Annotated in this window: 22 protein-coding genes and 1 riboswitch; of the genes, 5 read left to right on the top strand and 17 right to left on the bottom strand. The window is 36.5% G+C overall.

Annotation, left to right across the window (positions count from 1 at the left end):
• Window positions 1–81: 81 nt before the first annotated feature.
• The 6 genes from C406_RS0109420 to C406_RS0109395 all read right to left on the bottom strand — a co-directional run bounded on the left by C406_RS0109420 (window position 82) and on the right by C406_RS0109395 (window position 5,200).
• Window positions 82–819, bottom strand: a complete 738-nt coding sequence (locus tag C406_RS0109420; protein WP_017380365.1) for an ABC transporter ATP-binding protein — start codon at window positions 817–819, stop codon at window positions 82–84.
• On the bottom strand, window positions 809–1,579 hold the full coding sequence (locus tag C406_RS0109415; protein ID WP_026045655.1) for an ABC transporter permease: 771 nt from the start codon (window positions 1,577–1,579) through the stop codon (window positions 809–811). Before C406_RS0109415 ends, C406_RS0109420 begins: the two co-directional genes overlap by 11 nt.
• Window positions 1,576–1,869: a thiamine-binding protein gene (locus C406_RS0109410; protein WP_017380363.1), complete on the bottom strand. Its 294-nt coding sequence runs from the start codon at window positions 1,867–1,869 to the stop codon at window positions 1,576–1,578. Before C406_RS0109410 ends, C406_RS0109415 begins: the two co-directional genes overlap by 4 nt.
• The gene (locus tag C406_RS0109405) at window positions 1,870–2,877 is read right to left on the bottom strand and encodes an ABC transporter substrate-binding protein (protein WP_026045654.1); all 1,008 of its coding nucleotides are present in this window, start codon (window positions 2,875–2,877) and stop codon (window positions 1,870–1,872) included.
• A 195-nt stretch (window positions 2,878–3,072) separates the two neighbouring features.
• Window positions 3,073–3,182: riboswitch (TPP riboswitch) on the bottom strand.
• Between the two features lie 379 nt (window positions 3,183–3,561).
• Window positions 3,562–4,431: an HD domain-containing protein gene (locus tag C406_RS19445; RefSeq protein WP_017380361.1), complete on the bottom strand. Its 870-nt coding sequence runs from the start codon at window positions 4,429–4,431 to the stop codon at window positions 3,562–3,564.
• Window positions 4,432–4,528: 97 nt separating this feature from the next.
• On the bottom strand, window positions 4,529–5,200 hold the full coding sequence (locus C406_RS0109395; protein ID WP_017380360.1) for a uracil-DNA glycosylase family protein: 672 nt from the start codon (window positions 5,198–5,200) through the stop codon (window positions 4,529–4,531).
• A 344-nt stretch (window positions 5,201–5,544) separates the two neighbouring features.
• Between C406_RS0109395 and C406_RS19440 the strand changes: the two genes are divergently transcribed.
• The 4 genes from C406_RS19440 to C406_RS0109375 all read left to right on the top strand — a co-directional run bounded on the left by C406_RS19440 (window position 5,545) and on the right by C406_RS0109375 (window position 9,193).
• Window positions 5,545–6,378: an N-acetylmuramoyl-L-alanine amidase family protein gene (locus C406_RS19440; RefSeq protein ID WP_017380359.1), complete on the top strand. Its 834-nt coding sequence runs from the start codon at window positions 5,545–5,547 to the stop codon at window positions 6,376–6,378.
• Window positions 6,379–6,893: 515 nt separating this feature from the next.
• Window positions 6,894–7,211 (top strand): TM2 domain-containing protein, encoded by a 318-nt coding sequence (locus C406_RS0109385; RefSeq protein ID WP_017380358.1) that lies wholly within the window; start codon window positions 6,894–6,896, stop codon window positions 7,209–7,211.
• A gap of 560 nt (window positions 7,212–7,771) precedes the next feature.
• Complete coding sequence (locus tag C406_RS0109380) at window positions 7,772–8,206, top strand: DMT family transporter (protein ID WP_017380357.1); 435 nt, start codon at window positions 7,772–7,774, stop codon at window positions 8,204–8,206.
• Window positions 8,207–8,506: 300 nt separating this feature from the next.
• Entirely contained in the window at window positions 8,507–9,193 is a 687-nt protein-coding gene (locus tag C406_RS0109375) for a Crp/Fnr family transcriptional regulator (protein WP_017380356.1), read from the top strand.
• 63 nt (window positions 9,194–9,256) lie between these two features.
• Here C406_RS0109375 and C406_RS0109370 read toward each other — a convergent pair whose 3' ends face one another.
• From C406_RS0109370 to C406_RS0109325, 10 genes are all read right to left on the bottom strand, one after another.
• On the bottom strand, window positions 9,257–9,904 hold the full coding sequence (locus tag C406_RS0109370; RefSeq protein WP_017380355.1) for a TetR/AcrR family transcriptional regulator: 648 nt from the start codon (window positions 9,902–9,904) through the stop codon (window positions 9,257–9,259).
• 1,339 nt (window positions 9,905–11,243) lie between these two features.
• On the bottom strand, window positions 11,244–11,660 hold the full coding sequence (locus C406_RS0109365; RefSeq protein ID WP_017380354.1) for a type II toxin-antitoxin system death-on-curing family toxin: 417 nt from the start codon (window positions 11,658–11,660) through the stop codon (window positions 11,244–11,246).
• A gap of 17 nt (window positions 11,661–11,677) precedes the next feature.
• Window positions 11,678–11,947, bottom strand: coding sequence for an AbrB/MazE/SpoVT family DNA-binding domain-containing protein (locus C406_RS0109360; protein ID WP_017380353.1), 270 nt, complete (start codon window positions 11,945–11,947; stop codon window positions 11,678–11,680).
• A gap of 534 nt (window positions 11,948–12,481) precedes the next feature.
• Window positions 12,482–13,126, bottom strand: a complete 645-nt coding sequence (locus C406_RS0109355) for a vWA domain-containing protein (RefSeq protein WP_017380352.1) — start codon at window positions 13,124–13,126, stop codon at window positions 12,482–12,484.
• Window positions 13,127–13,213: 87 nt separating this feature from the next.
• On the bottom strand, window positions 13,214–14,212 hold the full coding sequence (locus tag C406_RS0109350; protein ID WP_017380351.1) for a macro domain-containing protein: 999 nt from the start codon (window positions 14,210–14,212) through the stop codon (window positions 13,214–13,216).
• Window positions 14,213–14,838: 626 nt separating this feature from the next.
• Window positions 14,839–15,888: a 2,3-butanediol dehydrogenase gene (locus C406_RS0109345; RefSeq protein WP_017380350.1), complete on the bottom strand. Its 1,050-nt coding sequence runs from the start codon at window positions 15,886–15,888 to the stop codon at window positions 14,839–14,841.
• A 324-nt stretch (window positions 15,889–16,212) separates the two neighbouring features.
• Complete coding sequence (locus C406_RS0109340; protein WP_017380349.1) at window positions 16,213–16,782, bottom strand: manganese catalase family protein; 570 nt, start codon at window positions 16,780–16,782, stop codon at window positions 16,213–16,215.
• An 18-nt stretch (window positions 16,783–16,800) separates the two neighbouring features.
• Entirely contained in the window at window positions 16,801–17,043 is a 243-nt protein-coding gene (locus tag C406_RS0109335) for a spore coat protein CotJB (protein ID WP_017380348.1), read from the bottom strand.
• Window positions 17,040–17,243, bottom strand: coding sequence for a hypothetical protein (locus tag C406_RS0109330; RefSeq protein ID WP_017380347.1), 204 nt, complete (start codon window positions 17,241–17,243; stop codon window positions 17,040–17,042). The genes C406_RS0109335 and C406_RS0109330 overlap by 4 nt, the downstream gene beginning before the upstream one ends.
• Window positions 17,244–17,904: 661 nt before the next feature.
• Complete coding sequence (locus C406_RS0109325) at window positions 17,905–18,084, bottom strand: hypothetical protein (RefSeq protein ID WP_017380346.1); 180 nt, start codon at window positions 18,082–18,084, stop codon at window positions 17,905–17,907.
• Window positions 18,085–18,520: 436 nt separating this feature from the next.
• On the opposite strand from C406_RS0109325, the gene rarD reads away from it, so the two are divergent.
• Window positions 18,521–19,456 carry an EamA family transporter RarD gene (gene rarD / locus C406_RS0109320; RefSeq protein ID WP_017380345.1) on the top strand — a complete coding sequence of 312 codons (936 nt, stop codon included), beginning with the start codon at window positions 18,521–18,523 and terminating at the stop codon, window positions 19,454–19,456.
• A gap of 61 nt (window positions 19,457–19,517) precedes the next feature.
• On the opposite strand, the gene C406_RS0109315 is transcribed toward rarD, so the two are convergent.
• The gene (locus C406_RS0109315; RefSeq protein ID WP_017380344.1) at window positions 19,518–19,820 is read right to left on the bottom strand and encodes an EthD family reductase; all 303 of its coding nucleotides are present in this window, start codon (window positions 19,818–19,820) and stop codon (window positions 19,518–19,520) included.
• Between the last annotated feature and the right edge of the window lie 144 nt (window positions 19,821–19,964).

Below are 19,964 nucleotides of genomic sequence, written 5' to 3'. Positions count from 1 at the left end.
GCCATGCCCGCGGAAAGCGTCCACCTGAAACGGAAATCACCTACACTAGTCCATAAGCAAAGAAATTATATATTAACTTATTCAGTAACTTCGTATTTCATTGTAGATTTTCTTTTTCCATTGTAAAAATTCTTCACTCAGGACAATAGATTCATGTCTCGGTCTGGGAAAAGGAATGGTAAACTCTTTTTTAATTCTTGCAGGCTTATCAGATAAGACAATGATTCGATCTGATAAATACAGGGCTTCTTCTATATTATGTGTGACTAGCAAGATGGAGCGTTTGTCTTGTTCCCAGATGGAAAGTAACCAATTTTGCATCTCCAAGCGAGTAAACTCATCAAGAGCAGAGAATGGTTCGTCTAAACAAATGAGTGATTGTGGACTCAATAGACTTCGAATAAAAGACACTCTTTGTTTCATCCCCCCTGATAATTCATTGGGATAAGCCTGTTCATAGCCTTTTAAACCAGCTCTTTCAATCATCTGTATTGCTTCTATTTCACTTTTTTTGCCGATAATTTCTCCACCTAGCAGTACATTATCAAGTACTGTCCGCCAGGGTAATATTGAAGGGGATTGTGGTGTATAGCTGATTGAACCTCTTTGGCCATTTATTCGTTTTCCATCCATCCGGATATCTCCGGAGTCAGGGGTGTAGAGTCCACCAATTAGATGAAATAACGTGCTCTTTCCACTTCCTGAAGGTCCTACTATTGAAACGAATTCTCCTTCATGTACTTGAAAAGATAACTCTTCTAGTACCTTATTGTTATCGAAGGATTTCGTCATATTTTCTATGCTGAGCTTAATACCCATTAGTACCCTCCCCCTTAGGCTTCCCTTTCACCAACTTCTTCTCTAATGAAGAAATAATTGCGAAGAAGGTTAAGCTTAAAATCATAATGAGAAAGATTGCCACAAAGACACGTTCTGTCCGAAATGAGGAGGACGCAAGAGTCATATAGACCCCGATCCCTTCTTTGGCGCCTAGCCATTCTGAGATAACAGCTCCCATTACACTATAAGTTGCTGCAATTTTTAGTCCGGAAAATATCGAAGGCAATGCATATGGCCACTCTACTTTCCAAAAAATTTGTTTGTTTGATGCCCCTGCCATTTTCATATAATGCATAAGTTCAGCAGTGGTTTGCCGAAATCCGCCCATCGCAGCAATGGTGATAGGAAAGAAGCAAACTAGCGTGATAATAATAATTTTAGGTAGAAGGCCAAATCCAAACCAGATGACTAACAATGGGGCCAATACGATGATGGGAATGTTTTGTGACAATATGATTAGTGGATAAAATGCCTCTCTAAGTTTTGGTAAGCGATGCAAACTAACCGCAACTAGCAGGCCAACAGCGCTACCTATTAGTAAACCCATAAAGGACAGTCGTATAGTTGAAATTAAGTGGTGACTGTAAGTTGACCAGCCAGTTATTGCCTCAGCCCATATTTGAGATGGAGCTGGCAGAAGCCATTTCGGTATTTCGAGTAACCAAGTAGATAGTTGCCATAGTGAAAATAAGAGGATGAGAACCAATACTGGTCTCCATCCTCTATATAAAATTCTCATGACCGGTATTTTTCAGTCAATTTATCCATAGAAACACCGCTCGGTTGATAAAGGATTTTCACTTGAGAAATGACATTCACACAGCCAGAATCTATCATTTTTTGATTCATCTTCTCGATCACGGAGAAAATTTCTGTCAAATTCCCCTCCATGGTTGTTTCGAGAGGATGGACTTCATAACGTATCCCAGACTCCTGAATGATGGCAATTGCTTCTTCTATAAACGGGATTGAATCTTCCCCATTTCTTGTTTTTGGTATAATTTGAATGCTGACTAAAGAGTTGATCATCTATTCATTCTCCTTTTTTGGTAAGAATTCATTCGTAAAGGCTTTTTCTACTTCTAACTTGCCTTCTAATAATTCATTTTCGCTCATCCAATTTGCATAGTTTTCCCAAACAGACTTCTCTTGAATACCCCATTGTGATCCATCATCCTGATACTTTGGCGCTAACCATTTCTGGCTTGCTTTAACCAATTCAGGGTCTAAATCTGGAACAGCCTTTATTAAAACATCCGCCGCTTCTTGTGGATTATCAATTGAGTATTCATATCCTTGTGAAGCTGCTGCTACAAATGCACGCACAGTGTCGGGATCTTCTGCAATTAACGCCTCATTCGTAATCAAAATAGGTGTATAGTAATCTAGCTTATCTGAGTAATCAGCCAGATACTGCATATTCAATTCCTCTCCGCGAAGTTCCGCTTCAATTCCTGTCCATGCGTAATAGATCCATGCAAAGTCAACATCTCTTTTTACAGCTGTAAAAAAGTCTGTATCACCTGTATTAATAATATCCACTTTCTCTACATCAGCATCTTCTTGCTTCATTAAAGAGGCAATCACTGCTTTTTCAACAGGCGCTCCCCATCCTCCATACGCTTTACCTTCATAATCTTTTGGTGAGGTAATGTTCTTTTCTACAGGAGACGCAAAGCCCGAAGTATTATGTTGAATAACCGCAGCAATTGACACGATTGGTATATCTTGCACTCGTGCTTCGGTTAAAGATTCCTGATACCCAACTCCAAATTCTGCCTTACCTGCAGCTACTAGCTGGTTAGCGCCCGCTTCACCTGGCATAATAATTTCGACATCAAGGCCTTTATCTGTAAAGTATCCTTTTTCTTTTGCAACGTATAATCCTGTATGATTTGTATTTGGCGTCCAATCCAATACCACTGTTACTTTTTTTAACTTGTCTATGTCTTCATTTTGTTCCGTGCTTTGGCTGTCAGTATTCCCACAGGCTGTTAGCAGTAGAGCAATTAGTAGTAATCCTATCCATTTTTTCATCATCTTTTCTCCCCTTGTCTTTTCTATTAAAAGCATTAAACGATGGAACGAAAAGGTGGAAACATATTCACAAGGTACTTGATTAATCACTAACTTCTAGTGTAATCATTTAGCTCTGTCTAATCTTTAAAACATCTTTTTTCATATAAAAAAGCACCTCTAGGTAGGTACCTAGGGCGCATATCAACACAAATAAGAATGTTTAAATATGTTTCCTACGCTGGTATTAACCAGATCAGGTTCCAAGGGTTTGTATCTTAAGGATACGGTCTCAACCAGCAACACTGGTCCCCCCACATGTTTCAGTTATGAAGTTCGTCTAATACTTTGTTAGGTTAACTTTGCCACACATTTGGTTCAGTTACAAGAGTTAGAAAGAATATTATTATAAAATGATCTACCTCTCAGCGTTGGCTAGAGTTTCGCTAGTTCTCTTTCGTACAGGCTATCTCGCGGCAGGTGTGCGTCCTTCGCTCACCTTAACGTGGACATGTGTTTGATTTTAACTATGGATGGTAAAGGAACTGCATCACAACCTAAAAAATGAAAGGAGACGACGACTGAAGTGATAAGTCACTTCGATCGTCGTCTCCTATTCCTTCAGTACACACTCAGTGGTACGTCTTTCTTTACAATATTACAAGGCGTAGTTGCTTTAACTCTTTTATTTCCACAAAAACCCCTTTACAGATTCTTAAGGTTGCGCTTGAAATGTTTGTAAAGTGTTTTATCAGACCAAGCTAGACGATGTTTGAGTTCAGCGCAGTATGATAGCAGGATGAACGAGCCATCGGAATTCATTTCAAAATCGATGCCTCGCTTCCTTAATGACTCCATTAAAGGAGAAACCTTGTTGTAGTCAGCGTTTATGTATGTGTCATCCGCGTATGTTAATGCTTCTTTGACAAAACCAAGGATGCCCATAGAAGCTATCTCCCGCTGTCGCTTCTCATTACAATCATAACTACAACTAAACAGCGCATCTATTTCCTTCACAGTAAGTTTTTTCTTGCCAACAAATAATTGGAACACTTCTTTCTTGAGCACGCGTACAAGAGGAACTTCTTTTTTAAATGATTCCAATTCTCGTACAACACTCATGTAATACCACGACTGTTCACGTTTTCCTCGATTGAAACGACTCCAAACAGACTCGCCTTTTTCATTCAAGTCCACCTGAATTGATCGGATATTGTGCAATTTATCTGCGGTAATGACTAATATTTCATCAGGTGTCATAGCTGAAATGGAGTCGATTGTGTGCTGTTTTCTATCCTCCCATGGCAGTGATTTATCAGGTTCGGATGCGGCGATAACCAATTGCAAAACCTTTTCCCCAAAATGCTCAATAAGTTCATCGGCCGTTGTATCGGTATCTTCAAGCGTGTCATGCAAAATCCCAGCTGCAACCACTTCGTCTGGAGCCTTTGTTTGCTTCAGGATCATTGCAACGCCTACTGGATGCGTGATATATGGAATTTTCGAGTCTTTTCGATAGTGTCCATCATGTTTGACTGCAGCAAATTGCATGGCTTTTTCTATCATGTTTTTCATTAAATTCATCTTCCTTTTCTCATCTATTTGGCAGGTAGCCCCGCAAGTAGTCGGCCTTTCATACGGACGCAAACAAAGGTGGCCTCATTGTTCACCTTTAAGCTAGCCTCCCCATCGAACTCGTAATTCTATTCACATATTTCTCTTTATACTTGTCTTCTCTTTTACCGAATGAACAATAATATGGATGTGGTAGACGCGGACCTACCGGATAGTTTAATCTTCCTTCTTCTGTCATTTTATTTAATGCTTGTTCAACTTCTTTACTCAAAGGAATAATCATTTTCGGTCGAACAATTTCCATTTCTGTTAAAAAGGAATCTGTAAAAACCGCGTCCAAAGGTGTAGGTAAATTAAAGTAATTCACATTCTTATTGTCCTGAATAAAACCAAACCACGATAAGTTTGTCATGTATACATTTTTATGAAATTTCATTTTCCCTATTTCACTAATAACTGACAAAATAAATTGAGCACTTCTCTCTTTGTCATCTTGGTCAACATTAGGAAATAACTCCGACGCACCATTAAAATCTATAAAAGGTATTCCTGTTTGACCAGCCCCGTTTTTTCCTGGATTAGTCCCACATAAAACAATTCTAGGTGTTTTGCTTATATAGAATGCTTGGTAGTACAGTCGCACAAGTTCCCTATTTTCAATAAACCCATCCAATATGGTAATCTTTTCGCGTTCAAGTTTTTCCTTAACTTCAAGATCGTTCTGAATGCTTTTGTAGAAATCCTCATGTAAATCAATGATTTTCTCCAACGAGATTCCTCTTTTCTTTTTTATAAACAATTTATAGGTAAATATAATGACTTTACTATTTAGGCATATATTCTTATATTCGCCATATAATACTAAATTCCCTTTTTTTTCGCTATGAAAGTTGTAATTATTGCCTTCACTTTTTAATTAGTTTCTTCTATATAAGGAACGTTTTACTTGCCCAATAGTTCATTGAAAGGGTTAACTAGTAGAGGATTTAATTTTAAATTTCAAAAATTGTATCCATATTTCCTATTTTCTTCTATCTATTTATATAATAAACTCATTTCTATATACGTTTAGCTGAGTGGCGAATAATTTGAAATGAAAGGAATTGAAGATAGATGAAGAAAGTAGCATGGTCAGCAGGTCACGGGATAAATACAGCAGGGAAACGTTCGCCGATCGGGGAAAGAGAATGGTCATTTAACAATTCCGTAGTGATTGCCGGAATGGCCTTTCTAGCAAACTATGATGGAGTTCAACAATTACGTGTGGACGATCCAAGTGGTAAAACAGATATACCTTTAGTAAATCGTACAAATCAGGCAAACGCTTGGAAAGCTGATATTTATGTCAGTTCCCACCATAATGCGATTGGAGATGAATGGGGAAATCATAGTGGTGTGGAAACTTTCGTAATGGAGCCGGCGAGTAATAATCCTTTATCTCTTAAACTCGCTAACCACATTCATCCTAAGGTCGTCAATGCGATGCAAATACGCGATCGTGGTGTCAAATCCGCTAACTTTCATGAACTACGAGAAACGAAAATGCCAGCCGTTCTTGTCGAAGGTGGATTCATGGATAGTCGAACGGATAGTATAAAAATGCAAGACGCAAAGGTCTTGATAGCCCAGGGAGAGGCCATTGCAAAAGGAATTGCTGATTATTTTGAGCTGAAGATAAAACCAGACAGTAAGCCAGATGTAATGGATGTGAAAATGGTAGAGAGAGCCATTGTAATCGGGTCTTTAAGTGACTACCCAGCAGCAGAGATTTTGTCCATTCGATTAAAAGCGCCAATTTATCCTCGTCATGCCATTACTGGCAAAGTGGCAAGTGAATTAATCGTCGTTGGAGCCAGTGTGAATGGCTTGATAGCCGATAAATTAACCAAGCTATCAGGCAGTAATCGTTTCGAGACCGCAGCCAATGTAGCCAAATATAGAATATAGTCAGTTGCATTCAATTTTATTGATGACTAAGGACACATACTGAAAAAAGCAGCCAAATAGACAATTTCGGCTGCTTTTTGCTTGCTTTAAATGAGAAACAAGTCACAAAAAAGTGAGTTCAAGTTGAATTGAAGTAAAATGTGCGACTTTAACTAAGATTTATTTTTTATTTCTGTTGATACAAAATTCACTTACAACAATACCTACTCCAAAAACAATATAATTCGTTCGTGCCTATTAAACGTTTCCACAATTAAACTATATATAACTTCCACGATTAATTGATAGATTTCAAATTATGGTGCTATTTCCACTAGTAGGGTTGCTCTTTGATATTGTATACTCAAGTACTGTCCCAAAGTACTTGAAATTAAAAACTGATAATGGGTGATATCTTCTAAATTTGATGCATTTATCTGAAATATACTATTCATATGCAAAAATAGTTTATTTTGTTTCTACTATATATATTTTGAAAAAATATAGTACAATTTAATTAGAAAAGGAGGTGTAATATGAATAACTTACAATTAAAACAAGATTTATCTTCCCATCAATTATCCATTCTTAATAGTGAACTTGAGGAAAACAAAAAATCACCTCTAATCGCATACTTATTATGGTTCTTTTTAGGAGGTATTGGAGGACACCGTTATTATTTAGGAAATGTCGGTATGGGCATTGCTATGACGCTTACTCTTGGTGGATTAGGGATTTGGGCATTTATAGATGTATTTTTTATCGGCGGACGACTTAAAGAAATCAATCAAAAGACAGAATTAGACTTAATCATGAAAATCAAAGCAATGGGATCCCAAAAATTAGCTAGCTAATAAGACTAAATACCAGATTACAGATAAAAATCTTCACGAAAAAGACATCCCTATTTTTTGTAATATTTATTGGGGGATGTCTTTACTTATATACAAAATTTTTTCACATGGTTAAGGGACCTTGATCTTTCTTTTTTATCATTTCAAGTGAAAAATTCTCATTTATCTCAATCCTCTTTCATCTCCCCTTTCAATTTCAATAACAGCTTCATCTCTTTCTGCTGCTAATTTAATACGTTCTTTAGTGGATCGGTTGAAGAGCCGACACACTTAATTCTTTCCTTTCATGTTCTTTTTTCCAAGGATCTTCTTTACGCACAGAGAGTTTTGATTTTGGTTTACTAGAATGGCATAACATATAACTGCATAAAAGATTTATAGACCGATTATAAAAATTCGGTCTTTTTTTCTTGCTTTATTTCACTAACACTAGTCTTTACCAATTTTACAACTCTTGTAAAATTGAGAAGCTATACTTACTACTTTCAGTAAATTTTCCATGCAATTGGTGTATAATCTGATTTACAAAGGTTTACGGTAGATTAAAGGAGTTGTGTTCGATGAAGTGGATGTATTTATTGATGTCAATCGTAGGAGGAATTGCAATTGGCATACAAGCGATTGTTAACGGTGGATTAGGTAAGAAGGTAGGCACGATCGAAGCCTCTTTTATATCCTTTTTAATTGGAACAATTGCCTTATTATTTACGATGCTATTTTTTGGTAAAGGCAATTTCTTCGCCTTCAATGATGTTCCAAAATGGCAATTGATTGGTGGACTGTTAGGCGCTTTTTACGTATTTATCATGATCATGACAGTTCCTAAAATTGGCGTTACCGCAGCATTTTTTTCAATTATAGCTGGACAAATTCTGATTGCTGTTATCATTGACCATTTCGGTTTATTCGGGGGTCAAACATATCCATTAAACATTAGAAAAGCAATCGCAATTTTGCTGATGTTCGGTTCCATGTATTTATTTAACCAGAAGTAGAGAAATTACTACATATAATAAGAGTTCACTTGTCTGTAGGATTTAATACGACTTCACGGACTTAGCCATATACAGAAAAACAAATCATTAGAGGAGACATCTTCACGATAGGACATCTTGGAAATTAAGTCCGTGGGAGTGTTTAAAACTGAACTGTTATTGATAAAAATAGTAAAACAGCTGAAATGGCATCTTCAGCTGTTTTTTAGTTATTTCATAGGTACCCGCTTTTACAGGACAAATGTATTCAAATGTAATACACTTCAAGAGATGGTTGATTTATTATTGAGGAGTTGTAGTATGGAAAAACAAGTAGAATTACTTCAATTAATTCCATTGTTCAAAGAATTGACACCTGAAGAACTGGAGCATGTTTGGAATATTGCCATACAGCGATCTTACCCTAAAAGAGCGACAATCTTCATGGAAGGCTGCGACAAAGAAGCCGTTTTTTTCATTCAAGATGGGCTTATTAAGGCATACAAAACGGATGCAAACGGGCATGAACAAATAATGTCGTTTCTTAAAACAGGCGATATGTTCCCTCACACTGGCTTTTTTGATACAAGTCCCTACCCAGCGACAGCTAAAGCAGTCGTAGATACTGTACTTTTGGCCATCCCACTAAAATCCTTTGAACAATTGATGATTGATTCGACCAATATTTCTATTAAAGTCATGCGTGCAATGAGTGAAAAAATTATTGAGCTTCAAGTAAAGCTACAAGGATTTACCGGTCAGCATGTTCAGGATCGCGGGCTAGCGTTTCGTCTGAAACTTGCTGAGACTTGTGGCATTCATAACAATGACAAAATACATATCAACATCCCGATGACTCATCAAGAGTTTGCAAGCACAATTGGAACAACAAGAGAAACGGTGACTCGTCTTTTTAACCAGCTTCGTAAGGAGAATTTGTTAGAAACACCTCGCAGTGGCTTTGTTATTCTTGATTATGAAGCATTAAAAAATTGGGTACCTAAGTGATTTCTTCAGGTTAATTAGACTGATTTACAAATTACCAGTAGCTTTCAACTTAAAAAGCACATATTAACTTTCTTTTTCCCTACTTTTACAATCTACAATACTATCAATTAACAACTCAGTTTGAACATTAATATATCCTTCTAGTGTAAATGTTTGCTTAAGTGTCCATCCTCGGAATGCCCACATATGACCTTGAACAATAATATTATGAGCTACTATACTTAATTTATCTTCACTTATAAAAATACTCTCTTCTTGAATTGATTTAAGTAAAATATCGTTAACATATGAACTAAATTCAAGTTCTTTGGAAAGGACATATTTTAAATGTAACTCTGACAAGGAGCGTGATTCACTATACATAATGCTTGTTTCATCACTGATTTCATCAATTACCAAAAAATATTCTTTCACAAATGACCTCAAACGACATAATCCCTTACAATCAATATTTCGTATCTTTTCATTAATCATGATATTTATTTTATCATAAAGAGCTTCATAAAATAAATAGAGGATGTCATCTTTAGAGTTTATATATCCATAAATAGAGCCACTACTCATATTAGCACTCTGTGCAATTTCTCTAGTGGTTGTCCGATGATAGCCCTTTTCTTTGAATAGAATGAGTGTTGATTCTAGTATTTTCTTTCGTTGCTCGTCAATTTTTCCATCATCTTTTGTCTTCGTTGAAATTTTAACTTTTTTCATCAGTAGACACTCACCTTATCCTGGATAGACATTAACTAAAGTGTTAATTTTACAGGTTGCTGTATTTTTTCTTGTAAGATTTTAATATTCAGGCATGATACTTCCTTTCCCTCTCCTATATCAAGCATGCGCTAGTCATACTTATCGATATGGGATTAGTGGATAAAGGTGGTCAAATTTTATATTAGCATATTCAACTATACATGAAATTACAGGATCATAAGAGCTTTTCTTTAATAAAAGACCGAAATTTCTGATTTTAATTTCATTGAAGGGTCCGCAATTCCAATAAATTTGGTGAGTAGAAGTCACCAATGAATCGATTGTGGTTTCCGACTCGCTATAGACGGCACAACAGCTGCATCATAACCTAGGGAATAAAAAGCAAATCAATCTTCCGGCGAGTGTGCGTCCTTCGCTCGCATGCAACCTAAACGTGCATAGGTCTTTTATTTTGGTTTACTAGTGAATTGACACTGTATAGACAGTAATCTGCCGAAGATGCAATTTCGGCCGATTGTTGCTAACTTTAATGGATCATTCTGCGTTATTTGAAAGAAGGGTTTCGCACACTCTATAGGTTATACAATCGTGATACTTTATAGAAAGAAAAGGTAAACGGCTGCAGATCATACTATCATTGAACACAGAAAGAAAGGAAGAAAGGATTTACCAATGTATCGGTTATAGTTTCCGGCTCGCTATAGACGGCACAACCGCTGCATCATAACCTAAGGAATAAAAAGCATTTTGATGTGACATTGTCACATCAAAATGCTTCTTTTTTAGAGGCAATCTTGCGGCGGATGTGCGTCCGTCGCTCGCCTTCAACCTTCACATGCACATGTCTTTTATTTTGGTTTACTAGTGAATTGACACTTACTGTATAGAAAGTAATCGGCCGAAGATACAATTTCGGCCGATTGTTGCTAACTTTAATGGATCATCCAGCTTTCTTGAATGAGGGGTTTCACACACTCTATAGGTTATAAAATCGTGATACTTTATAGAAAGAAAAGCTAAACGGCGGTAGACAACGATTTTAGTGTGTGTGCCTGGCAGAACGCGGTGATTCTTGGTAACCTAGGACATCCGTGGAGGTAGTTCGTTAAAGAAGCAACCAACCAATCGCTTGCAGTATATTCCCACGAACCCTGAAAAAATCCCACCACCGGTTAAGATGATGAGCTACTATTTAATTCTATTAAACTAGATTCACTTGAACTTCTTTCACTTTAGAAACGAATAGTTATCCATATAAAAAAAGAAGCAACCGAAGATACAATCTCAGCCGCAGTTAATCTTCTATAATATTTCTAGCAGCAATCTCCAAATATTTTCATAGTTCTATTTTATCTATGAATTTCCGCAAGTCTTCGTACATATTCTTAATTGCATCGTTTCCTTTGTACTTTTGATGAATGGTTAGTTCAACTACATAATCTTCAAGATTTTTATTCGTCATAGTAAGTGTAATTCCATGAAGTTCTAAATACGTTATAAAAACATACGCAGCTGTTCTCTTATTACCGTTAATAAATATATGATCATTAGAAATAGAATGTAAGTACACGCATGCTTTTTCAAAAACATTTGGAAATTGTTCTTGGCCAAATAATTTCTTCTCAGGTCTTTCTAACATCAAATAAAAGCGGTCTTGATCTTTTACTCCAGCATTGCTAGAATCATGTGTTTCAGACATGACATATTCATATAGCATAAGTATTTCTCGGGCCTTTAGTTTATATGCTTCCATTCTTTTCTCCTAACCTGTTAACGGTTCTTAAGATTCTCAAACATATCGCTGTATTTAATCATGACTCTGTCCATGGATTTCAATAAATTCGGGTGCATGTCCATATTCACAACTTTTTTAATTGTAATTTCATCTGTTTCTTCATTTAAAGTGAGCTGCAAATCATCGCCTTTTTGCAAATTCATTCGTAAAGCTATATCTTTAGGTAACCCAATGGATAAACTGTTTCCCGTCTGATTTACTTTACGTAAAAAATGATCATTCTTTTCAAATGTTTTCACACTCATTTCTTATCATCCTCTTTCTTAGTTAATATTCTATATTATATATATACAATATGTATTATAATAATGCAATTTTATTTTACAATAGTAATAACAAATAAGAGGTTTAATTAGTTGAATCTAAAGGGATTCCTTACTATATCATGTATACAATATTGATACAGAAGAAACCTTAATTAGTTTGAGTTCTACAATAAAAAAAGACCACCTTATGTTTTCGTCAATGCACTTTCATCTATCTTTATCATACAAATTAGATACCTAAATACTCAGTTTACAATACAATTGTAATAGCAATAATTGACCAGTCAATAGTATGATTATTTTAAAGGTAAAATCAATACAAACCTTGATATACCAATAAAAAATAGACATCCAATTGACTAACTAATTGGGTGTCTATTTAGGGTAATAATTCAAGAAAATTAATCCAAAACTGAACGGCTTACGATTAAGATGATGAGCTAAAATTTAATCTTGTTACATTAGTTTCTTCTATTATATAACCAGGATTGCAGCAAACTTCAAATTAAATTATTACTTACGCTGTTCATAATCCGCTTCAATATCTATTTTCCATGAGCGATCTAGTTTTTTACCTGTTCGGAAAGAACTGAAAGCTTCATTTAACACTTGATAATTGAGTTGAGTGCCTTCAGTATCAGCATGGTATTTTACCGCGAATTCTTCATCAATCCCGAATTTTTCTGCTGTGGCAACGGCATCGATATTGGCTCCTAAAAACACAAACTCCCACTTGTAATTCTTTTTTTGATGCGCAATCATCGACTTGATTTTTTTGTAATTGTATTCACAGCTGGTGTTTTCATATCCATCAGTCGTGATGACGAACATTACTTTTCCTGCACGTTCTTCTTCACTTGTTCTTTTTTGAGCATTGCCGATTTTTTGGATGGTTGAACCTATCGCATCAAGTAAGGCCGTCATGCCACCCACTTCGTATTCTTTTTCCGTAATGGGTGCAATCCCTTTAATCGAAATTCGGTCATGCAGTAACTCATAGCCATCATTGAATAAAACCGTCGTGACACGAGCGTCCCCTTGTTCTTTTTTCTGCTTGGTAATCAAAGCATTGAATCCACCAATCGTATCGCTCTCAAGTCCAGCCATCGAACCGCTCTTATCTAGAATAAAAACCAACTCAGTATTTTTCGCATTCATGTTATTTTCCTCCTTAAGTTATGTTCTTCATCTACAACTTAAGAATAAGCTTTTTCTAAAACAAATAGGTCGCTTCTAAAGCGACAATTACGCCCCGAGCAATACTTGGTCAAAAGTAAACAGAGCTTCATTTATTTCGTATATATTGTAGTTCTTTTGTTCAATGAAAAAATGGATGATAAGATCGAACTTACTGCTTTGTGACAAGGTGTAACCTGCCTTGTCCAGTAAATCCTTTGTTTCATATAGATCTAATTCCAAAGCAATCGCAAAAGCTATCGCTGTTTTTTTGAGCGGTGTATAATCGGGTGAATTGCGGATTTTCGAAAAAAGACGGCGGTCAAGATTCGCTTTTTTATAGGTATCCGCATCCGTCATTCCTTTTTCGTCAATAAAACGTAAAAGTCTCTGCGAAAAGGATTCATCGATCTGTCCCAACATATCCTCTAGGCTTCTTTTCTGTAAATCCTGTATCTGCTCTTCCACAACATACGACTGTTGTGATTGAATCTCCTGTTCTACCCGTTGGTTTCGTGGGTATCGTAGCTCATGCTCTTCCACATAATGCTCGTCGATATATTGATGAATGGACTTAAATAGTTTTTCACTGAATCCGAAAGATTTTTTATCAAAAACGACGAGGTACACCATCATCTCATGGTTCATTAAAAATTCTTGAATTGTAGAAATCGCTACCTGCAAAGCCTGTTCTTTCGGATAGCCATAAATGCCCGATGAAATGACTGGAAAGGCTATTGACTCCAAGTTTAGTGAAGCAGCCATTGCCAAGGAATTTTCATAACAGGACTGAAGAAGTTTTTCTTCGTTATGATTCCCTCCTCGCCAAACCGGCCCAACTGTATGGATAATGTGTGTTGACTGTAACCGGAATCCATCTGTCAAAACAGCCTCTCCAACTGAGCATTGGCCAATTTCATCGCATGCCTTTTGCAACTCTTTCACACCGGCCGCTATAAAGATGGATCCGCAAACACCTCCACCCATTTGAAGTTCTGAATTCGCCGCATTGACGATTGCATCTACATCCATTTTTGTTATATCGTTTCTAACGATTTCTAAAGGCATGATTGAAAGTCTCCTTTCATAATATGAATCTATTTTTCATCACATTTATTTCCATTAATATAACACAATTATCCTTGCAGTCAGCCAATCTTCTTAGTGGCAAACTGCAAGGATAATTGGTATTGCGCTGTGTAAGACACCAATTTCTCAGCGTGACTGAAGATGCAAAAGAAGTTTGTAGTTAGAAAGCGCCAACACAGGATAAGGAAAATTGACAATGTATCGGCCGGGTTTCCGGCTCGCTATGGACTGCACATCTGCTGCATCATAACCTATTGAGTAAAAAGCATCTTTATTAGAGGCAATCTTGCGGTAGATGTGCGTCCTTCGCTCGCCTACAACCTAAACGTGCAGAGTAATTTGGATATGGTTTACTAGTGAATTGACACTTACTTTTTTAGAAAAAAAGCCGCCGAAGATACAATTTCGGCGGCTTGTTGCTAACTATATAGGATCATTCTACGTTACTTAAAGAACAGGTTTTTCACACTATATAGGTTATAAAATCCTGAAACTTATAGAACGAAAAGATAAACGGCGGCAAATTAAAAACCAGTCGAAGGAATATCGGCTGGTTTCATTTTTCCTATGCAATCGAATTCTAGACTAAACGTTTAGTGAAGTTATTATTGTTCCCCACTCAGTTTAACCAGAATTTTCGCTTGTGTTTTGTCGTTCGTCAGTGCATCAAAACCTTTTGTAATGATTTCTTCTAGCTCAATCCGGCTTGTGATAATTAGCTTCGGATCAATATCTCCAGAGCTCATTAAATCGATTGTTTTCTGGAACACTTCAGGTTCATACGCTAAAGTTGACGTAATTTTGACTCCTGTAGTTGTCAAATCCATTGGGTCGAATTTAACTGGTTTAGGATAGATGGAAATAATGACAACCGTACCGCGTGATTTTGTGACCTTAATTGCCTGGTTTAATGTTATTTCCACACCAGCCACTTCAAATGACACGTCAAATCCTTCAGGTTCAATCTCTTTTGCCATTTCTAAAGGATCCTTGTTACCAGGATTGACTACATGCGTAGCTCCGACTAATGTCGCTTTTTCCAGTCGACTATCTGACAAGTCGAAAACAACGATTTTACTTGCCCCTTGTGCCTTCGCAGCAATAATCGTCACAAGACCAATTGGGCCAGCACCAAATACCGCTACTGTTTGTCCTGATTGCAAGCCACCTTCTTTGACAGCTTGTACAGCAACAGCCGTCGGTTCGACAAGTGCGCCTTCCTCGAGTGACAGACCATCTGGAAGTGCGTAAACATTATTTTCAGCTACAACCGTAAAGTCAGCAAAACCACCATTAGAACCAAGTCCAACAAATGTAAATCCGTCATATATATCGTATTCGGGCGCTTTATTACCTTTTGTAATTAAAGGATTTACAACAACTCGATCACCCGTTTTAAATCGTGTTACATCAGATCCGACTTCATCGATTACACCTGCAAATTCATGCCCCAACGTTAGTGGTGCTTCCTGGTTTGTCAATGGATCAGGACCTTGTGATGGAATTAGCACAGGACCTTCTTGATATTCATGCAAGTCACTGCCGCAAATACCTACCCAAGCAACCTTTATTTTTACTTCATTAGGAAGAACTACGTTCACTTCACGTTCTTCAACACGTATATCCTTCGCTTTATACCAAACTGCTGCTCTCATACTTCTTCACATCTCCTACTATTTTATTTAAAAATAACCGGTTCTGTATTTGAGGGATAGTAAATAACTCCCTATAGTCATTTTAACAAATTTATAAGTACTTTAACATGATATTGGCTTATGGATGTGCTCTAGCTAGAGTTTCCGGCTCGCTTTGGACTGTAAACCTGCTGCACCATAACCTAGGGAACGCAAAGAATCGTGATGTGACCTTTTCACATCACGATTCTTCTTTTTTAAAAGCAATCTTGCGGCTGGTGTGCGCCTGAAATCTTAACGTCCACTCGTGCATTCTAAACAAAAAAACGACAAAGTACTTGTCGTTTAAAAGATTTTTTTCTGCACTTGGTCTTCTTTTAACATTTCCACAGCTTCTCTAAAACGCATAGAATGTACATTTTCACGTTCACGTAAAAATTTTAATGAATCGTTTATATAGGGGTCATCAGAAATATCAATTAACCATTGATATGTAGCACGTGCTTTTTCTTCTGCTGCAATATCTTCATATAAGTCTGCGATGGGATCTCCTTTTGCTTGAATATATGTAGCGGTAAAAGGAACACCAGCTGCATTGTTATAAAAGAGAGAATGTCCGTGACTCACAAAATGAGCTCCTAGTCCTGCTGCTACTAATTGATCGGGAGTTGCATCTTTTGTCAATTTGTAAATCATCGACGCAATCATTTCCAAGTGATTAAATTCTTCTGTGGAAATATCAGTCAATAGTCCAATAACTTTATCAGGTACTGTATAACGTTGATTCATATACCTTAATGCAGCTGCCAGTTCCCCGTCTGCACCTCCGTACTGTTCCGTTAAATATTTCGCTAACATTGGATTAGTATCGCGAACTTCTACCGGATATTGAAGCTTTTTATCATATGTCCACATCGATTATCCCACATCCTTTCATACATGCCATGGCCATGGCGTGAGATTTTTTTTACTACAAGAAATAGGTACAAGATGAGTTAATGGACCATATAAATCTTCATAAGATTTCCTGATTTTTGCTGCAGTCTTCATTGCTTCTTTTTTCTGTTGACACCCCACAAGGTCATCTGGATGCGTGTGCATAAATAGCACCCATTCTATCACGTTGAAATCAGCAACTTGGAGGGACAGTAACAGTTTCCGTTGTTCTTCGCTCATGAAATTCCCTCTTCTTTTGAGTATCCATCGACTAACATCGGCCATACGGTCCCATGAATAAATGCGTCTTCTGGTGTAAACACGGGACAATAAACGGGTTGCTTTTGCCACCATATTTGTGGAGGTAACACAAATAGTTTCGGATTTCCTCCATAAGGTACATAGACGCCACGATACGAAAACGTATTAATATCGCTCACTCCTCCTGGTTACTATATGATGGAATTCTCTACTTTATTAAAATTTTTCATTTAATTTTAAGTTTCTATTTTGATCAACTCTTCTATTGCACTGAAAAAGAAAGAAACAAACCGAAGTGCTAAATGGGTGGCAGGCAAAACACCTGCCACGTTTTCTTTTGGGGATCCACTCTTTTAAAGAAAGAAAACATATACGGCGGCAGACCACAGTCTTGTGGAACACCTGAATAAAGAATTTACCACTGTGTCGACTATGGTGCCGGCTCGCTATGGACTGCAAACCTGCTGCACCATAACCTAGAGAACGCAAAGAATCGTGATGTGACCTTGTCACATCACGATTCTTCTTTTTTAAAGGCAATCTTGCGGCGAGTGTGCGTCCATCGCTCGCCTTCAACCTTACCGTGCATAGGTCTTTGATTTTGGTTTTCTAGGGAATAGACACTTACTGCTTAGAGAGGAAACCACCGAAGATGGAATTTCGGCCGCTTGTTGCTAACTTTAAAGTATCATTCTACGTTCCTTGAAAGAAAGGTTTCACACACTACACAGGTTGCAATATCCTGAATCTTTAAAGTAAAGATAAATGACGGCAGAACATACTCCCGCGGAACACTAGAATATTACTATAAGATTAACGGTGGCTGCGTCTGGTATACAATTATTGTGGTTTCGAATTTTTTTGGTCTTTCATTGCAAAATAAATTGAGCATATTAGGAAGATTACTCCTAATCCATAGCCGATTACCATTGAATAGGTAAGAACATTTTTTAATGCTAATCCACCCATAATTGATGACAAAAATAAAAATAAAAATAAAACTGTGTAATTCTTTTTCATTCTTTATCATCCTCCTTTACCATTATTATACTATTAAATTGTAAGTGTTAAAATCTTTCTATAAAACAACTACCTTTACGATAACAGCCTTAAAGAAAGAAAGAAACAAACCGGAATGGAAGGAAAAGGTTAATTTATCGTAAAAGATAATGGTGACACCTAACCTACACAAATAAATAAAAGAAGGCATATTTTTGATTAACCTTTTTCAAAACATGCTCTTTTTGAGTTTTCTTTTATAAAGGGTTCATACGCTTTTTGGTGAAGTTATTAGTTATAGATGCAAAAATTATTGAATAAGCGTTTGATACAGACTAGCAAGACTTCTTCTGAAAAGTTATTTTTAATAAATACAGGTATAATATAATGATACTCCACCATTAAATACCATTAACTTCCAACAGAGTGAATAGACATATAGGAAGTAGGTATAGGATTGAAATTAAATAATGAAAAAGATGGTGTTGTGTTTGCAGTTCTTTCTTTTATGATGTGGGGTCTTACTCCGATTTACTGGAAACTTACTCAACATATTTCTTCAGGAGAGATTTTAGCACAGCGAGTTTTTTGGTCTTTTATTTTTATGCTTATGCTTTTAATCTTTTTAAGAAAATGGAATTTATATGTTAAATTCGTAAAAGAAATCATTAAGAAGCCAAAGTTATTTTGGTCACTTTTTCTTGCTTCTGTTCTGATTAGTTCAAACTGGGGTATTTTTATGTGGGCTGTAATTGAAGGGAAAATAGTAGAAGTGAGTCTTGGTCAATACATAAATCCTTTAACAAGTATGTTAATCGGTGTAATCGTATTAAAAGAAAAGTTAAGTAGTTCTCAAGTTCTTGCATTTGTTTTAGCAGGAATGGGGGTTTTAACATTAACACTTCATTATGGTGTAATCCCTTGGATTTCGCTTAGTCTAGCTCTCACTTTTGGATTTTATGGTTTAGCAAAGAAAATGATTAAAGTAGATTCAACCATTGGATTAGCTCTTGAAACGATGTTGATTTCCCCCATTGCGTTAGTATTTTTGACATACTGGATGTTTCAATCTCAAATCCAATTTTTCGATTCTGTTTCAACAGGTTTACTTTTAATAGGTAGTGGTGCAGTAACCGTTCTACCGCTATTATTTTTTACTATGAGTGCTAAAAAGGTAACACTATCTTTGATTGGAATTCTTCAGTATATTTCACCAACAATATTACTGTTAACAGGGGTTTTTCTTTATAACGAAACGTTATCACAAGCACATTTAATTGCACTTATCTTCATTTGGTCAGCTCTTGCAATTTATACTTTTCCTTCAATTACAAAAAGAGGTAAAAAGAGTGAAGTACATAAAAAAAGACGACCAAATGACCAGGTCACTTGATCGTCTTTTTCTATTGAAGATGCAATATGTCTATAAACAACAACTTTTCTGGCATCCGAATTTACTCTGCCATCGTAATGACTGGAGGTTTTTCAAGAAAAGTCATTAAATTTGCGATATCACCTGCTACTTCTTTTCCTTCTTGTGACTCTAAAGCTTGGCCAATTTCTTGTAAACTATCAAACTCTAATTCGGCAATTAAATAAAAATTCTCATTTGTGTTCATCGTCTGCTTAACCATGTTCACGGCTGCATTTTTAAGAAAAGGTAATTTTTGGACTAACGGGATATGAACGTTGTGATAATGTGCTTCAAACCCCTCTTTGTTGGTCGGTTCATTATAAATAACAATCATCTTAGCCATTCTATTCCTCCTATTACAATCTAATAAATGAACACAAAAATAGTATCTAGTTCAAGATATGTCCCAAAAGCGCTTATTATGCTCAGGTTTTCCGTAACACACACGAATTCGGGTAATTTTAGACAATCGAGTAGGAGGGAGTGA

The sequence above is a fragment of the Paenisporosarcina sp. TG-14 genome, assembly GCF_000297555.1.
Taxonomy (GTDB): Bacteria; Bacillota; Bacilli; order Bacillales_A; family Planococcaceae; genus Paenisporosarcina; species Paenisporosarcina antarctica.
Note: the sequence above shows the minus strand (reverse complement) of the source record. Positions and strands in the feature narration are given on the sequence as shown.

Coding starts and splice junctions, on each gene's coding strand:
- C406_RS0109405 (WP_026045654.1), bottom strand. CDS start 2,877: ATGAAAAAATGGATAGGATTACTACTAATTGCTCTACTGCTAACAGCC.
- C406_RS0109345 (WP_017380350.1), bottom strand. CDS start 15,888: ATGAGAGCAGCAGTTTGGTATAAAGCGAAGGATATACGTGTTGAAGAA.
- C406_RS0109415 (WP_026045655.1), bottom strand. CDS start 1,579: ATGAGAATTTTATATAGAGGATGGAGACCAGTATTGGTTCTCATCCTC.
- C406_RS0109340 (WP_017380349.1), bottom strand. CDS start 16,782: ATGTGGACATATGATAAAAAGCTTCAATATCCGGTAGAAGTTCGCGAT.
- C406_RS0109370 (WP_017380355.1), bottom strand. CDS start 9,904: ATGAAAAAAGTTAAAATTTCAACGAAGACAAAAGATGATGGAAAAATT.
- C406_RS0109335 (WP_017380348.1), bottom strand. CDS start 17,043: ATGAGCGAAGAACAACGGAAACTGTTACTGTCCCTCCAAGTTGCTGAT.
- C406_RS19440 (WP_017380359.1), top strand. CDS start 5,545: ATGAAGAAAGTAGCATGGTCAGCAGGTCACGGGATAAATACAGCAGGG.
- C406_RS0109355 (WP_017380352.1), bottom strand. CDS start 13,126: ATGAATGCGAAAAATACTGAGTTGGTTTTTATTCTAGATAAGAGCGGT.
- C406_RS0109325 (WP_017380346.1), bottom strand. CDS start 18,084: ATGAAAAAGAATTACACAGTTTTATTTTTATTTTTATTTTTGTCATCA.
- C406_RS0109420 (WP_017380365.1), bottom strand. CDS start 819: ATGGGTATTAAGCTCAGCATAGAAAATATGACGAAATCCTTCGATAAC.
- C406_RS0109365 (WP_017380354.1), bottom strand. CDS start 11,660: ATGGAAGCATATAAACTAAAGGCCCGAGAAATACTTATGCTATATGAA.
- C406_RS0109350 (WP_017380351.1), bottom strand. CDS start 14,212: ATGCCTTTAGAAATCGTTAGAAACGATATAACAAAAATGGATGTAGAT.
- C406_RS0109380 (WP_017380357.1), top strand. CDS start 7,772: ATGAAGTGGATGTATTTATTGATGTCAATCGTAGGAGGAATTGCAATT.
- C406_RS0109360 (WP_017380353.1), bottom strand. CDS start 11,947: ATGAGTGTGAAAACATTTGAAAAGAATGATCATTTTTTACGTAAAGTA.
- C406_RS19445 (WP_017380361.1), bottom strand. CDS start 4,431: ATGAAAAACATGATAGAAAAAGCCATGCAATTTGCTGCAGTCAAACAT.
- C406_RS0109375 (WP_017380356.1), top strand. CDS start 8,507: ATGGAAAAACAAGTAGAATTACTTCAATTAATTCCATTGTTCAAAGAA.
- C406_RS0109410 (WP_017380363.1), bottom strand. CDS start 1,869: ATGATCAACTCTTTAGTCAGCATTCAAATTATACCAAAAACAAGAAAT.
- C406_RS0109385 (WP_017380358.1), top strand. CDS start 6,894: ATGAATAACTTACAATTAAAACAAGATTTATCTTCCCATCAATTATCC.
- C406_RS0109315 (WP_017380344.1), bottom strand. CDS start 19,820: ATGGCTAAGATGATTGTTATTTATAATGAACCGACCAACAAAGAGGGG.